Source organism: Aquimarina longa SW024 (assembly GCF_001401755.1).
In the GTDB taxonomy this organism is placed as follows: Bacteria; Bacteroidota; Bacteroidia; order Flavobacteriales; family Flavobacteriaceae; genus Aquimarina; species Aquimarina longa.
In genome coordinates this window covers 105,838-121,724 of the sequence record NZ_KQ474103.1, presented here as the reverse complement: position 1 = coordinate 121,724, position 15,887 = coordinate 105,838, and the positions used below count along the sequence as shown (strand labels likewise).

General features: G+C 29.7%; 11 protein-coding genes. 4 read left to right on the top strand and 7 right to left on the bottom strand.

Annotation, left to right across the window (positions count from 1 at the left end; translation table 11 throughout):
* Positions 1-168 precede the first annotated feature (168 nt).
* Complete coding sequence (locus N456_RS18300; protein WP_082422586.1) at positions 169-1,791, top strand: BspA family leucine-rich repeat surface protein; 1,623 nt, start codon at positions 169-171, stop codon at positions 1,789-1,791.
* A 163-nt stretch (positions 1,792-1,954) separates the two neighbouring features.
* The gene (locus N456_RS18295; RefSeq protein ID WP_062060296.1) at positions 1,955-3,415 is read left to right on the top strand and encodes an oligosaccharide flippase family protein; all 1,461 of its coding nucleotides are present in this window, start codon (positions 1,955-1,957) and stop codon (positions 3,413-3,415) included.
* A gap of 99 nt (positions 3,416-3,514) precedes the next feature.
* Here the strand turns inward: N456_RS18295 and N456_RS18290 are convergent, their stop codons facing one another.
* From N456_RS18290 to N456_RS18280, 3 genes are all read right to left on the bottom strand, one after another.
* Positions 3,515-4,780 carry a hypothetical protein gene (locus tag N456_RS18290; RefSeq protein WP_062060294.1) on the bottom strand — a complete coding sequence of 422 codons (1,266 nt, stop codon included), beginning with the start codon at positions 4,778-4,780 and terminating at the stop codon, positions 3,515-3,517.
* Positions 4,781-5,405: 625 nt separating this feature from the next.
* Complete coding sequence (locus tag N456_RS18285; RefSeq protein ID WP_062060291.1) at positions 5,406-6,068, bottom strand: hypothetical protein; 663 nt, start codon at positions 6,066-6,068, stop codon at positions 5,406-5,408.
* Positions 6,069-6,184: 116 nt separating this feature from the next.
* Entirely contained in the window at positions 6,185-6,829 is a 645-nt protein-coding gene (locus N456_RS18280; protein WP_062060289.1) for a peroxiredoxin-like family protein, read from the bottom strand.
* 314 nt (positions 6,830-7,143) lie between these two features.
* Between N456_RS18280 and N456_RS18275 the strand changes: the two genes are divergently transcribed.
* The gene (locus N456_RS18275; protein WP_062060287.1) at positions 7,144-7,392 is read left to right on the top strand and encodes a GlsB/YeaQ/YmgE family stress response membrane protein; all 249 of its coding nucleotides are present in this window, start codon (positions 7,144-7,146) and stop codon (positions 7,390-7,392) included.
* A gap of 213 nt (positions 7,393-7,605) precedes the next feature.
* Here N456_RS18275 and uvrA read toward each other — a convergent pair whose 3' ends face one another.
* A complete protein-coding gene (gene uvrA, locus N456_RS18270; RefSeq protein WP_062060286.1) occupies positions 7,606-10,386 on the bottom strand; it encodes an excinuclease ABC subunit UvrA in 2,781 nt (926 codons plus the stop codon).
* Positions 10,387-10,627: 241 nt separating this feature from the next.
* Here uvrA and N456_RS18265 point away from each other — a divergent pair, with 241 nt between their 5' ends.
* Positions 10,628-11,212 (top strand): RNA polymerase sigma factor, encoded by a 585-nt coding sequence (locus tag N456_RS18265; protein ID WP_062060284.1) that lies wholly within the window; start codon positions 10,628-10,630, stop codon positions 11,210-11,212.
* A 243-nt stretch (positions 11,213-11,455) separates the two neighbouring features.
* Here the strand turns inward: N456_RS18265 and N456_RS18260 are convergent, their stop codons facing one another.
* From N456_RS18260 to N456_RS18250, 3 genes are all read right to left on the bottom strand, one after another.
* Positions 11,456-12,124 carry an endonuclease III domain-containing protein gene (locus tag N456_RS18260; protein ID WP_062060282.1) on the bottom strand — a complete coding sequence of 223 codons (669 nt, stop codon included), beginning with the start codon at positions 12,122-12,124 and terminating at the stop codon, positions 11,456-11,458.
* 239 nt (positions 12,125-12,363) lie between these two features.
* Positions 12,364-13,113 (bottom strand): LytR/AlgR family response regulator transcription factor, encoded by a 750-nt coding sequence (locus N456_RS18255; protein ID WP_062060280.1) that lies wholly within the window; start codon positions 13,111-13,113, stop codon positions 12,364-12,366.
* On the bottom strand, positions 13,114-15,744 hold the full coding sequence (locus tag N456_RS18250; protein WP_062060278.1) for a tetratricopeptide repeat-containing sensor histidine kinase: 2,631 nt from the start codon (positions 15,742-15,744) through the stop codon (positions 13,114-13,116).
* Positions 15,745-15,887 lie beyond the last annotated feature (143 nt).

The window sequence follows — 15,887 nt, the reverse complement described above, 5'->3', positions numbered from 1 at the left end:
AGATTTAGCGAATACCCGATAAAGTATAGCGAATAAAAAACACTTTCTTTTTTTAGTGATGATCTCTTTAGGTTTGCCTTAAAATAGTAATGAGTTATAAACAAAATTATGTGAGCTCCTTAGGTTTTTTTAAAACCATGAGCGCACGCCCCTAAAAAAGAGGTATAAATGAAGAAACAAAAACAAATTAAAGTAAGTATGTTGGTCTTATCGATGATGGTCATATTATCTATTGGTTGTAGCAAAGATGATGATACGCAACCACAGACAGAAACTCCTGAAGAAGAAACACCAACAGCTGAGGATAATAAAGCACCCGAAATTAGTGCGCAGACATTTACTGCAAAAGAGGATATCGCTGATGATGCAGTTATTGGTAGTATTGTTGCTACAGATCCAGAAGGTAAATCACTAACATATATACTCACTAGAAATAGTGCTGATCTTTTTGAGTTGACTGATGGAGGGGACTTAAGCTTGGTAGCTGATAAAAAACTAGATTTTGAAACAGTTACTTCACATATGCTTACAATAGAGGTATCAGATGGAAAAAACAAAACTAGTGCAGATATTACCGTTACTGTAGAAAATGTAGTAGAACCTTTTATCACTACCTGGGAAACTACTATAGCTAACGAAGAAATTATTTATCAACTTAATGATGAGTTAACCTATAATCTTACAATAGATTGGGGAGATGGTACTACAGATACTAATATAACAAGTACTCCAAAGCATACCTATACAGAGTCAGGAATACATATTGTTTCTGTTTCAGGGGTATTACCAGCTGTACTGTTTAAGGATCAATCTGGAGGTGGAGAAGAAAGAAACGTGGCAAAAGCCTTAACTTCAAATGCCTCAAAATTACGAACAATAGAAGCATGGGGAGATAATGTTTGGGAATCTTTTGAAGAAGCTTTTTTCTTTTGTGAAAATATGACTTATAATGCTAAGGATATACCAATCCTATCGAAGGTAACAGAATTAGGGTCTATGTTTTATGGTTGTAATAAATTTAATGGAAATATTAATAATTGGGATGTGAGTAAAGTTACTAATATGAGAAACATGTTTTCTAATGCTAGTTCCTTTAACAGAGATCTTGATCAATGGGATGTAAGTAATGTTACGGATATGTCTCAAATGTTTAATAGAGCTACTTCTTTTAACGGAAATATAAGTACATGGGATGTGAGCAAGGTAGAGAGAATGCGTTTTATGTTTGCATATGCTACTTCTTTTAATGGAGATATTAGTAATTGGAATGTGAGTAAGGTTACTACTATGTCAACGATGTTTAGTGATGCTACTTCTTTTAATGGGGATATAAGTAAATGGGATGTGAGTAATGTAACAGATATGATAGCGATGTTTAATGGAGCTACTTCTTTTAATGGAGTTATTAGTAATTGGAATGTAGGTAAGGTAATGAATATGCGTATTATGTTTGCCAATTGTACTAAGTTTAATAGTGATATTAGTAATTGGAATGTAGGTAATGTTACTAATATGGCACGAATGTTTGCACATGCTACTTCTTTTAATGGTAATATTAGTGAATGGGATATAAGCAAGGTGAAATATATGTCTAGCATGTTAGATTATACTAATCTTTCTACTACCAATTATGATGCGGTATTAACCAAGTGGGCAGCGTTACCAAATTTACAAGATAACGTATTTTTAGGAGTACAAGGGTTAACGTATTGTGATGCAACTTCAGGAAGAAGTTCACTGATTAATGATAAGAAGTGGACAATAACAGGAGATACTTCTTGCCCTAGATAAATAACTGATTACTACTTGTTATATATAAAAGAGGTTGTCTGATCATAGATAACCTCTTTTTTTGGTTTTACTTCTATACTAATGATAATAACATATTGTTATTTCCACTAACCTTGTATTTTGTACTTTTAAGCTCTAAAATTAAAACTATCTAGAAATAGTAATGGGAGTAGTCGTTAATCAAACCATACGAAATAGTATTATTACCTGTCTTGGGTTTGGTATTGGAGCCATAAATACATTGTTCTTATTCACTAATTTTATGGATAAAGAACATTATGGAATGATTTCTTATCTAATGACAGCTTCAAATTTGATATGGCCTCTAATGGCATTTGGTGTACACAATACACTAGTGAAATTTTTTTCATCCTATTCAGATCAAAAACAACAGGATAAGTTTCTAACTATGATGTTGATCTTACCTTTTTTAGTAGCCTTGGTCCTAGGAGTAATAGGGGTATTTTTCTATACAACAATTCTTGATTTGTTTAGTGATAAGAATATAATAGTACAACCTTATGTATGGACTATTTTTGTTCTGGCGTTTGCAGTGTCTTATTTCGAAGTGTTTTTTGCGTGGTCTAAAGTAAAACTAAAAAGTGTGTTCGGAAATATTATGAAAGAACTGTTCTTAAGGCTATGTATCAGTATTCTTTTGTTTTTGGTATATTTTAAAATCCTAACAATTGAGCAATTCGTATACGCACTTATGATTACATATGTATTACGTACAGGGATTATGCAAGTATATGCATTGAAACTTTATCATTTTAAACCACAATTTTCATTACCTAGCAACTATATTTCTGTACTTAAATATTCTGGGTTGATCTTGATTTCTGGCTCTGTAGCTACCTTATTGATTGATTTGGATAAAACGATGATAGAACGCTATCTTCTTATAGAAAATGTAGCTAAATATGGTATATGCGCCTATATTGCTAGTGTGATTATTATTCCTTCGAGGGCGATGCATCAGATTACATATCCTTTAACAGCTAAATTGATTAACGAAAAGGCAAAAGATCAATTGCGAGATCTGTATAAAAAAAGCTCATTAAATCTTTTGGTGACTAGTGGATTGCTTTTTGTGTTAATCATTTGTAATGTACATCAGCTTTTTGAAATCATTCCTGATGAATATGAATTGTTTATCTGGGTTATAGTTTTAATCGGAAGCACTAAATTATTCGATAATATTTTAGGGAATACTAATGCGATTCTATATAGTTCTGATTATTACAGAATGGTATTGTATATAGGAGTAGGGATGGCTATTCTTACTGTTATACTCAATATGCTTTGGATTCCTACTTATGGAGTTACTGGAGCGGCTATTGCTACATGCATTGCAGTGTTTTGTTATAATTTTACTAAGTTATGGATTGTCTATACTAAATTTAGGATGCATCCATTTTCAAAAAAAACAGTTTTAGCATTAGTTCTAATTATAGCTTTTATTTTTGGATTTTATTTTTGGGAATTATCGTTTCACCCTGTTATTAATATAATCATAAAGAGTATTTTAATAGGAGGTGGGTATACATTTATTCTTTATATGTCCAATATATCTTCTGATCTTACTATTTTAATACAGAATAGTATAAAGAAATTTAGCTAAACTATACTCAAAAAGAAAATCCCTTGAGGTATTTTAATTATACAACTCTAAGGGATTTTCATAACTAACCAACCAAAAAGATAAATATCTATATGTTTTTTAACTTCTACTTCTGCTAGTACGAGAACGGTTGGTAGTTGATCTCGTTCCTCTATTGGAAGTAGTACTTCTTTGTCTGCTTACACCTGTTCTAGAATTATTTGTTCCTCTATTAGTACTATAACGACTATTATTAGAACGTTTTGCTACAGGATTACTAGAATAATTTCTAGAATTTCGTTGTCTTTGAGTAGAACTGGTTCTATTTACAGGGTTATGAGTTCTACTGCTTCTCTGATATCTAGATTTATCACCACTTTTATAAGACCTGTTTGCTACTGAGCTTCTAGTTCTTTGAGTAGCTTGAGTTCTTTGTCTAGGTTGTGTACTTGTATATGACCTCTTTGGTGTTGTCGTATGACGAGTTCTGTTTATATTTCTTGTAGTATTGGCGGTTGAATTACTTCTTAGCCTATTTGTTGTACTATAGTTAGATCTACTTCTAGTTGTATTTCTTGTCGCATAATTATTAGAAGATCTGTTACGTGTTATTTTACTGTAATTACGATCATTTCTATTATACATTGCTGTTCTGTGACCTCTTGTTCTATAGTTTGTGCTTCTAGCACGAGAACCTCTGTATCCTCTGTTATAACTAGATATTCTATTATAAGGTCTGTAATAGTCGCGACTTCTATATGGCCTACTATAGTATCCATTATAATAATTTCTTCTATATACAGTGTATGAACATCTATATGGAGTATAATACCTTCTATATGGTCTTTCGTATACAATACATCTACTTACTATAGGTACTGTAAAATAAGCGTGATGTGGTCTGTATTGATAATGTCTATTATATCTATTGATGTATCCGGTACAGTTTAAGAAATTTCCATAATTATTATAATGCACATACAATTCTCCAACCCTAGATACACGTCCATAATTATTATAATTTATGTATATATCTCCAGCTTGTATAATTCTACCATAATAGTCATAAAAAATAGGGGTATCTTCTACTTGTACTACAGCTCCATAATCATCATATTGTACATAAGAATCATAATCATATCCAGAATTGAAACTTATATTTACTCCTGGTGTATTTACACCGATACTTAAGCCACCTCTCTGACTATTGATATAAAAATCAAATTGACCATCAGCATATATCGAAAAATCAATACCACCTTCTGAGAAGATAAATGATTTTCCATAATTATAATATCGGGCAGATGATTCTGTCTTTGCTTCTGATGCAGTAGCAGTAAATGATGCCAGCAATAAACCTGTAAATAGTAAAACAAAATTTTTCATAATATGTGATTTTAGTCAAGTATAGAAATTAGGTTTCGATACTTACTTTACATAATATCAAGCAATGTGCCAAAAATTATAATGAATTGTTAATTAGTTTATTTTTTTGTCATAAATGTGTATTCTGAAATTAAAATGATACTATAATTGATAGTATATTTAAGAAGATGAAAATCATGATATTACTCGTATTATTTTTTAATCTTAATTGAAATCATGTTTTTTTACAATCTATAACATGTAGATTTTGTTAACTGATTATTGATTCTAATATCATATACTATTAAAGTATCTATAACTTATTGTATTGAAGAAGGTAAAACTATTGTTTTTAGAAATATTCTAAGTTGAGCAGTTGTTGATTGATATTTTTAGTATTAGAAAGTAATAAGATTAATTTAGAGAATAGAACTTATAAGGTTTTATCGCAAAAACATTAAAGTATATAATTTAATCCCTCATTGAGGGTTTAATTCTCTGAGGCTTGCCTCGACATCAAAATATTTTTTTCGGAAGCATACCTCGTGAACTTGTTACGAGGTTGTTGATTTATCGTCAAAAAATCCCGCACCTATTGTATCAGGTAACGGGATTTCTAACAACTAACCAATAACTAATCTATATTTTAATCATCATCATCATCATCATCATCATGTCTGTTTGATCTTTTTTTTCTTTTTCTATCTCTATAATGATGTTGGTTATCATCATGGTTATACGATAGTGATTTCGATAATTGTTTGTAATACGGTATATGGGTAATAGTACATTCATTAACCCCGCAATACCCGAAACTATTGTAGTGAATAGCACCTTCTGTATACTTTATTGTCATATTTTTATTATAATAAACGTATAGTCCACCAATTTTTGAGACTAATCCTTTTCTATTATATTGAATGATGATTGTACCAATTCTTCGTGCTCTATCATAGTGGTCATAACTAATACGATTATGCCCTACTTTTCTTAATCGACCATATTGATCATATCTTATAAAATTAGAATAAGGTCTGTTACTATAATATGAGCCAGGAGTAGTATTACTGTGCAGATTTTTATTCCAGTGATTATATTTTGATTTGCGTTTTTTATTTAGAATTTTATAATCAATATCTCCGTCTGAATACACAAAAAACATTACGCCACTATTTGTAAAAGAAATAGGTTGTGTATAGTGATAGTGTTTTGTAACCCTATTGCGATCATCCGAATAGTTATAGTCAGATGCTTTTGCAGTTGTTCCTACTAGTAATAATACTACAATAAAAAGTATCATTTTTTTCATAACTTCAATGTTTTGGGTTTGTGCCTACTCATTAGCTTTTCGACTTCCGCTATTTTGCCTAGTAGTATTCCAAATGCCGTGCCAAAAAAAATAGAATTATAAAAATATAGTATTAACTATTTGTTTTTTAGAACTTTAATCAGTTCTTTTGGATCGGCTCTTTCTTTATAATCTTCTTTTATAAAATCATATATGATAGTTCCATTCTGATTGATTATGTAAGTTGCTGATATAGGAAGTTGTTGATTAGGATTACCATTACTTTTTTCTAAATCAATTTTAAAGCCTTTGTAAACTTCTATAAGATCCTGAGATAAAGTAAATGCAAGATTAAATTCTTTTGCAATTTTATTATTTAGATCCGAAAGGATTTCAAAGCTTAAGTTGTTTTTTTCTGAAAGTGTTAGTGAATTATCAGGAATTTCTGGACTTATAGCAATTAGAGTAGCTCCGTTTTTTTCAAACTCAGGGAGTGCTTTTTGTAGGGCATTTAACTCTAGATTACAATAAGGGCACCATCCACCACGATAAAAGGATAATATTACTTTTTTAGTTAGTAACTGTTCTTGAACTGAAATATTTATTTGTGCAGCATTAGGGAGTATAATTTCAGGAATTTGATCTCCAGTTTTTAACGCTTTTGAGATTAGATTAGAATCTCTTATAGTTTGTATTCCTTTATTCATTATAGTATGGATACTATCAGAATATTTTTTTGCGGATATTTCTGAACGAGCTTTTAAATCTTCGGTGAGTGACATTGTTTTGTTTTTATAATTGAAACATGTTAGCCGAAAACAAAATGATTACATTACATTTATGGGATGAATAAAAATTATTTGCGTTAGTTTCTTGCATCAATTTTATATGAAATTATTGTAAATAAAATAGTGCATAGTTATAATTGGTTTTTAGTTTGAATATGAAAAAAGCAAAAAAATAAATCAATATATTTGGTATCATACCTTAAGATATGTACTTTCAGTATTCTGTTTTCAATGACCAACTTATAATTATAGGTTATTGTTAATGAAATTTAGAAATGAATATATTAATTATTTAAAAATTTAAAAAAATGGGACTTATTGTAACAATTATTATCGGAGCAGTAGCTGGTTGGTTAGGTAGCACTATATACAAAGGAAGTAGCCTTGGGATTATTGGAAATATTATAGTTGGTATTGTAGGAAGTTTTTTAGGATACTGGCTTTTAGGAAAATTTGGTATTAATCTTGGATCAGGATGGATTGGATCTATACTTACAGGTGCTCTTGGAGCAATAGTTATTCTTTTCTTACTTAACCTAATATTAAAAAAACGATAAATTAATATTCTATTATAATAGTTTTCTGAATTATTATAAAAACTGTTAAGTGGATAGTTCCAATCATAGTTACATAGATTGGAACTTCCAATTTAATAATATATATAATGAATTGAATATTGTATTACTTATCTCAAAGAAATCATCTCTTTATATTTTCTTTTTTTGTTTGAATTAATAGTTGTTTAATTCAGTTTATATCAGAACAGGGTATTACAATTTTTCTTTCAGGTATTTTCCTGTATACGACTTTTTTATTTTTATAACTTCTTCTGGAGTGCCTTCAGCAATAAGATTTCCTCCATTTTTACCGCCTTCAAGCCCTAAGTCAATGATATGATCTGCGCATTTAATAAGATCTAGATTATGTTCTATAACCAAGATAGAGTGTCCTTTAGAAATCAGTTCATTAAAAGATTTTAATAGTTTTTTAATATCATGAAAATGAAGACCTGTAGTAGGTTCATCAAAAATGAATAGTGCTTTATCTTTAGTTGTACCTTTTACTAAAAAAGAAGCAAGTTTTATTCGTTGGGCTTCTCCACCAGATAAAGTAGAAGAACTTTGTCCTAATTGTACATATCCAAGACCTACGTCTTGTAATGGTTGTAATTTTCTCTGAATTTTAGTCTGATTATGGTCAGAGAAGAAATCAATTGCAGTATCAATAGTCATAGATAGGATATCATGAATATTTTTTTCATGAAACGTTACTTCGAGAACATCTTTTTTAAAACGTTTTCCTCTACAAGTTTCGCATTCTAGGTGTACATCCGCCATAAATTGCATCTCTATGGTTACTTCTCCTTCTCCTTTACATGTTTCACATCGACCACCATCTACATTAAATGAAAAATGTTTTGCTTTATAATTACGGATATTAGATAATTTTTGAGCAGCAAATAAATTTCGGATATCATCATACGCTTTGATATAGGTAACAGGGTTAGATCGAGATGATCTTCCAATTGGATTTTGATCTACAAATTCTGCATGTTTTATATTACTATAATTACCTTTTAATTCTGTAAACTGCCCTGCTTTTTCTCCATAGCCCCCTAATTGTTTTAGTATAGAAGGGTAGATTATTTTTTTTACTAATGTACTTTTTCCGCTACCAGACACTCCTGTGATAGCAGTGAATATACCGAGAGGAATTTTTACATTAATATTTTTTAAATTGTTTTCACGAGCGCCAATAATTTCGATATAATAGTTAGAAGACCTTCGGGTATCAGGAATTTCGATTTTAAAGGTCTCATTTAAGTATTTTGCAGTAAGAGAGTCTGCTTTTAGAATTTCATTAAAAGTACCTGTAGCAACTACATGACCTCCATAAGTACCTGCTTCAGGACCAATATCAATAATTTCATCAGCAGCTTTCATGATATCCTCATCATGTTCTACAACGATAACTGTATTACCCAGATCTCGAAGTGATTGTAGCACTTTAATTAATTTTTCTGTATCTTTTGGGTGTAATCCTATACTAGGTTCATCTAAGATGTACATAGAACCAACTAGACTGCTTCCTAATGAAGTAGCGAGATTAATACGTTGTGACTCACCTCCTGATAAAGTATTTGATTTGCGATTAAGTGTTAGATATTCTAATCCTACATTTTGTAAAAATTCTAATCGACTGTTGATTTCTTTAAGGAGACGTTTAGCTATTCTAGAATCGTATTCATTTAATGTAAGATTTTTAAAGAAATCCGCTAATTCATTAAGTGGTTTTTCTACTAGATCCGTTAATGTTGCTCCTTCAATCTTTACATAATTAGCTTCTTGGCGTAAACGTTTTCCGTTACAACTAGTACATTTTGTTTTTCCGCGATAACGAGAAAGCATTACGCGATTCTGAATTTTATAAGCTTTAGCTTCTAATTCTTCGAAGAAACTAGTAATACCTTCAAAATATTCATTTCCTTCCCAAAGAAGTTTTTTGTTTTCATCGGATAACTCAAAATATGGTTTATGAATAGGGAAATCAAATTTATATGCACTGTTAATTAATTGATCTTTATACCAACTCATACTATCACCTTTCCAGGGGAAAACAGCTCCTTCATAAATACTTAATGCGGTATTAGGGATGACAAGATCATCATCTATGCCAATAATATCGCCATATCCTTCACATTTTGAACATGCCCCATAGGGATTGTTAAAGCTAAATAAGTGAACATTTGGTTCTAGAAATGATAGTCCATCTAGTTCAAACTTATTACTAAACTGTCGTTGGGTTCCATTATTTAATGCTTCGATATAACAGGTGCCTTTACCTTCAAAAAAAGCAGAATCGATAGCATCAGCTAAACGATTATAGAAGTCGTCCTCATCTCTTTTAATAATACGGTCTATAACTAAATAAAAATCATCATTTTCATTTATAGTTACTTCTTCTATTCTGGATACCTTACCATTACATTTTATTCGAGCATATCCTTGTTGCTGTAATACCTTTAGCTTTCCTTCGAGTGTGCGACCTTTTTCGATATGAATTGGAGCGAGTAATAATAATTTTTCTCCATTCTCAAAAGATTTTACATACTCAGTTACATCTGTAACGTTATCTTTTTTTACCTGATTACCCGAAATAGGGGAGTAGGTTTTGCCTATTCTTGCAAAAAATAACTTTAGATAATCATAGATTTCTGTTGTAGTACCAACAGTAGATCTAGGATTAGTAGAATTAACTTTTTGTTCTATGGCAATCGCTGGTGCAATACCTTTAATATAATCTACTTTTGGTTTATTAAGACGTCCCAGAAATTGTCTTGCATAGGATGAAAGGCTTTCTACATATCTACGTTGCCCCTCTGCATATAGAGTATCAAAAGCTAAGCTAGATTTTCCAGAACCGGATAGTCCTGTGATGACTACTAACTTATTTCTAGGGATTACAGCATCTAAATTTTTTAGATTATGAAGCTTAGCTCCTTTTATAATTATATTCTCTTTGGGATCAAAGGTTGTAATGTCTTGAATCATAGTAATTATGCGGTATGATCGCAAATATAAGGATTAGTAAACAAGTATTCTAGCCTATACATATTGAAAGTTGAGTTAAAAAAATTAACAAGAAATAGTTTGATATTGGATGAGAGTTATTATATTAGCAGTCAAAATAGTACATAAAAACCAAAATCTAATAGCCTATAAAACACCTTTACTTTTTAAGTTTAACGTAGCACGAGCCCCAAGCTTGTTTGTATTAAAATAGAGTCAAGGTATGAAAGATTATAGTCTGTCAGACGCAGTTCTGGTTAATAATTACATCAAAGGAGACGAATGCGCTCTTTCTGTTCTAATTGAACGTCATAAACAACGTATTTATAGTTTTATATATTCCAAAGTATTTGATAGAGATATTTCTGAAGATATTTTTCAGGATACTTTTATTAAAGTAATACGGACATTAAAAAATGGAAAATATAACGAAGAAGGAAAATTTCTTCCTTGGGTTATGCGTATTTCTCATAATTTAGTGATTGATCACTTTAGAAAAGGAAACCGTATGCCGAAGTTTGAAGATAATGGTGAGTTTAGTATTTTTTCAGTGATTAGTGATGGAAATTTAAATGCAGAAAAAAGATTAATAAAAGATCAAGTAGAAGAAGACTTACGTAATTTAATTCAGGAATTACCAGAAGATCAAAAAGAGGTCTTAGTAATGAGAATGTATAAAGATATGAGTTTTAAGGAGATATCTGATAAAACAGGTGTTAGTATTAATACTGCTCTTGGTAGAATGCGATATGCATTGATCAATTTGAGAAAAGTAATAGAAAAAAACAATATAGTTTTAACAAATTAATAACTTACTTGTGTAATAAAGTAATAATAACACCGTTATAATCTTATAATAACTTTTTAAACTTATAAGATTACTAATATGGCAAAATTTTACTTTAAGCCTTCTGAAAGAGAAGAAAAACATTTAACACCTAGTAGAAGAACAATAGATTTTCTTCTTAATTATTCAAAATCGTTACAAGTTATAGAATATAATAACTTTAAATTTGAAACGATTTTAAATTAAATTATTTAAATAAAAAGCCTATTTCTTAATAGGCTTTTTATTTTTTTGATACTCAGCTAAAACAGATTTTCTTCCAATAGTTTTAGTGATGATGTCTTTATCAAGACTCCAACCTCTAGCAGGAGAATATTCTCTCCCATACCATATAATTTGAAGATGTAAATCATTCCATAATTCTTTTGGAAACAATCTTTTAGCATCTTTTTCAGTTTGGGCAACGTTTTTACCATTTGTAAGTCCCCATCTATACATCAATCTATGAATATGTGTGTCTACAGGAAATGCAGGTATACCAAATGCTTGAGATAGTACTACACCAGCAGTTTTATGACCTACAGCAGGTAATTCTTCTAGGGCTTCAAAACTTTGAGGAACTTCTCCATTATGCTTATCAATCAATATGTGTGATAATCCATAAATACCTTTTGCTTTCATAGGACTTAAGCCTACAGGCTTTATAATCTCTCGAATTTCTTCTACTGATAATCGAATCATTGCATACGGATTGTCTGCTCTTTCAAATAGGAGTGGTGTGATTTTGTTTACTCTTACATCTGTACTTTGTGCGCTCATTAATACGGCAATCAAAAGAGTGTAAGGGTCTTTATGATCTAATGGAATTGGAATTTTTGGGTATAATTCCTGAAGTGTCTTAATAGTAAAATCTACCTTTTCCTGTTTAGTCATATTGTAAAATAATTTTGCATTAAAATTAAAAATAAAATCAGTAACCTAAGACTCCATATTTCAAAAATAATGCAGATGCATGGATTATAATGATTATGAAGAAATTATTAGTTATTATGAGGTTAAAAAGATAATATATTACCCTGAATTCTATGTAAGAAAATCAAGTCAATTCGATTTCTATGATGTAACCAAACGATTTTCATAAAAAGGTTGATTTTTTATTAAATATAGAGGTATCAATTGAGGTCATTTATTAGCTTAAGCAAAATTTCTTTTTTTCTGGTAGCTAATGGGATTTTACTTTTGTCCTTTAATATAAGGTAATCCCCATCTCTTTTATCATACCTCAATAAATAATCCAAATTTATTAAGTGAGATTGGTGACATCTAAAAAATTGTTGGGAAGAAAGTATATTTTCATAATCTTTAAGACCTTTGGAGACTAACAAACTATCTTGCTTATTGATAAAAAAAATAGTGTAACTACCATTAGCTTCTAGGTGTATGATATCTTTAACAGCTACAATCTGAATACCATATTTATCTTTTAGTACTAACTGCGTTGGTTCTTTTGATTGACTATTAATATTATTTATAAGCGTTTGTACTCTTTGCTGAGTTTTATGATGTTCAAATTCAGATTTTGCTTTTTCGATAGCTTCTATTAATTCTTCTGGATCAATGGGTTTCAGTAGATAGTCTAAAGCACTAAATTTTATAGCTCTTAATGCGTATTTTTCATGAGAAGAAACAAATATTACTTGAAAATTGATTTTTGGAAATTTTCGTAATAAATCGAATCCGGTACCATCTGGCATCTCAATGTCTAGAAAAACAAGATCTGGTTGATTGATAGTAATTAATGCTATTCCTTCTTCTACATTTGTAGCTTCACCTATAAAATGTACATTAGGATAGTATTCATTAAGTAATTCTAAAAAACTTCTTCTTGCTGCGGGGTTATCTTCTATAAGAACTACTTTCATTTATATGTATTGAATTGGTAAATTAAACATTACTTGTGTTCCTTGAGAAAGGTTTTGTATATTAAATCCAATTCTTTTCTTTTGCATTTTACGATAGAGATCTATTCGTTCTTCTGTTATTTTTATGGCATGAGACACATGATCATTACGCTTAATTTTCATGGTTTCTTCTATCCCATATCCATTATCCAATATCTTCAAGACCAGATGGTCTTTTTTCATAGAAAAATGAATAGTAATAGTTGCTCCTTCTTTTATAGTTTTTACACCATGTTCTATAGCATTTTCTATAAAGGGTTGCGCAAACATAGGAGGGATGGCAATCTCATCAGTATCTAAACCTTCTTCTACTTCGATAGTAAAAGTAAAAGGATGATCACGTTTTAGGTTTTGGATACTTAGGTAATTATCTAGCATATTGATTTCCTGATCCAGACTAATAAACTCACTTCTAGAATTGTCTAATACTTGCCTGATTAATTTAGAAAATTTTACCAAATACAAACTTGCCTTTTTTGCATCTCCTTGATTCATATAATCTTGTATAGAGGTCATGGCATTAAAGATAAAATGCGGATTCATCTGTACACGTAATAAATTTTGTTCTATATCCTGTGCTCTTTGTTGTAATGCTAATCGTTTTTGCCTATTTACTAAATAGAGTACCAATCCGACAAGTAGTAAAGCTATACTCACGATTGCAAAAATAGTTTTATTAAAATTAGCTTGTTTTAGTTCTAAGGATTGGATAGAGGCTTGTTGTGCCAAATTCTTGATTTCCTGCTCTTTTTTTTCGGTTTCATATTGCACCTGTAGCTGGGATAATTGTTTAGATTTTTCTTTACCAAGTAAAGAATCATATGTAGCATGATATAGTTCATAAGAAGCTAACGCTGCTTTATGATTATTCATAGCTTTTTGGACTTTAACAAGAGTTTTTGAAGCATCTCTTATTCCTGTTGGATAATTTATATCTTGAGAAAGATAAATACTTTTGATAAGGTACTTTTCGGATTGTATATAATTATTTAAATTCCAATTAATTATACCTAATTGAATTAAAACTTCTATAGAGTTTACTTTATCACCAATCTCTTGATTGAGTTTTAAACCTTTTTGTAAATAATATAATGCTTTAGAATAATTGTTTTTATTCTGATGTACTGTACCTAGATCATTAAAATTTATAGCGATCAAATATTTATTATTTAGCTCTTCTGCAATTTTTAGTGACTTGAAATAATAATTAATAGCCTTGTCAAACTTTTTTTGATAGAAGTATATTTCTCCAATATTATTATAAACTAAAGAAATTTGATGTTCATCATCCAGTTCTTTGGCAATTTTTAAAGATTCATAAAAATATTTCAAAGATAAAGGGTAATTGTAGAGTTTCTCATAAATACTCCCAAGATTATTATTACTAGAAGCTATTCCATGCTTATCATTATACTCTTCTGCAATTTTTAATGCTTTGAAACTATATTTTAAAGATTCAATATAATTACCTTGTTCATAATAAACACCTCCAATATTATTGTAATTAGAAATTGTTTTCTTTTTATCACCGATCTCTTCTTTGATCTTTAATGACTTAAAGAGGTGCTTTAATGCCTCTTCATAATTGGCTTGTTCCCTGTAAGTATTTCCAATATTATTATGAGTTGATGTTAATATGTATTTATGATCATATTTTTTTGCAATTTTTAAAGCTTCGGAATAATACTTTAGTGATTTAGTATAATTACCTTGTTTAGAATGAATATTTCCAATATTATTATAGGCAGAAATGATATCTTTTTTATTTCCTAGTTTTTTTTTGATAACTAGTGATTTGTTTAAGTGTTTTAATGCCAGTGTATACTTAGCCTGTTTATTATAAGTGATCCCAATATTATTATTACAAATGGCTATTACTTTTTGTTGATCAATTTCTGTAGCGACTTTCAAAGCTTTAAAATAGTATTCTAATGCGAGAGGGTAATTATTTTGATCATTAGCAACATGTCCAATGCTAATGTAACAATTAGCGATACCTTTTTTATTATTCAATTTTTCCTTTAGCTTTAAAGACTTAGTATAATATTTAAATGCTAAAGAGTAATTGTTTTGATTATTATATACGATTCCAATATTGTAAAAAATACTAGCCACTCCTTTTTCATCTCCTAATTTTTCTTTTAGTTTTAAAGCTTTAAAGTAATATTCTAAAGCTTGGGTAGGAGTATTTTGTTTGTATGCTATGATTCCCAGTCCATTATAGGCATTTGCTTCACCCTTAACATATTTTTCTTTTTGAGATACCTTCAGCATATTTTGAAATATTTTGGTTGCTTCAGTATAATCTTTAATTCTTATAATTGCCTTAGCCATTGTGTAATAAGCATCAGAAATTCCTTCTATATGCTCAATCTGCTTTGATAAATCAACAGCCTGATTAGCATAATATGAAGTTTTTATATGATCAGAATTGGAATATTGTTTAGCTAATAGAATGTAAATGTCAACCTTCTCTTTTTTTTTAGTTTTGGTTTTCAATATTTGTAAAAGTGAATCAACCTTAATTTTGTTTTGTCCAAAAGTGCTGAAAACTGTAAGAAAAATACAGGTAAAAAGGGTAATTTTTTTCATACTAATAAATTATAAACTTACTTACATCTCCCTCAAAATATAAGGTTTTATTATTCTTTTTATAAGAAAGCATGTAAAGGTGATGCTTATGAAGCAAATTTATAAAACTTCTTCTTGTCAAAGATATATTAAAATAAGAATTC

Coding starts and splice junctions, on each gene's coding strand:
- N456_RS18300 (WP_082422586.1), top strand. CDS start 169: ATGAAGAAACAAAAACAAATTAAAGTAAGTATGTTGGTCTTATCGATG.
- N456_RS18295 (WP_062060296.1), top strand. CDS start 1,955: ATGGGAGTAGTCGTTAATCAAACCATACGAAATAGTATTATTACCTGT.
- N456_RS18290 (WP_062060294.1), bottom strand. CDS start 4,780: ATGAAAAATTTTGTTTTACTATTTACAGGTTTATTGCTGGCATCATTT.
- N456_RS18285 (WP_062060291.1), bottom strand. CDS start 6,068: ATGAAAAAAATGATACTTTTTATTGTAGTATTATTACTAGTAGGAACA.
- N456_RS18280 (WP_062060289.1), bottom strand. CDS start 6,829: ATGTCACTCACCGAAGATTTAAAAGCTCGTTCAGAAATATCCGCAAAA.
- N456_RS18275 (WP_062060287.1), top strand. CDS start 7,144: ATGGGACTTATTGTAACAATTATTATCGGAGCAGTAGCTGGTTGGTTA.
- uvrA (WP_062060286.1), bottom strand. CDS start 10,386: ATGATTCAAGACATTACAACCTTTGATCCCAAAGAGAATATAATTATA.
- N456_RS18265 (WP_062060284.1), top strand. CDS start 10,628: ATGAAAGATTATAGTCTGTCAGACGCAGTTCTGGTTAATAATTACATC.
- N456_RS18260 (WP_062060282.1), bottom strand. CDS start 12,124: ATGACTAAACAGGAAAAGGTAGATTTTACTATTAAGACACTTCAGGAA.
- N456_RS18255 (WP_062060280.1), bottom strand. CDS start 13,113: ATGAAAGTAGTTCTTATAGAAGATAACCCCGCAGCAAGAAGAAGTTTT.
- N456_RS18250 (WP_062060278.1), bottom strand. CDS start 15,744: ATGAAAAAAATTACCCTTTTTACCTGTATTTTTCTTACAGTTTTCAGC.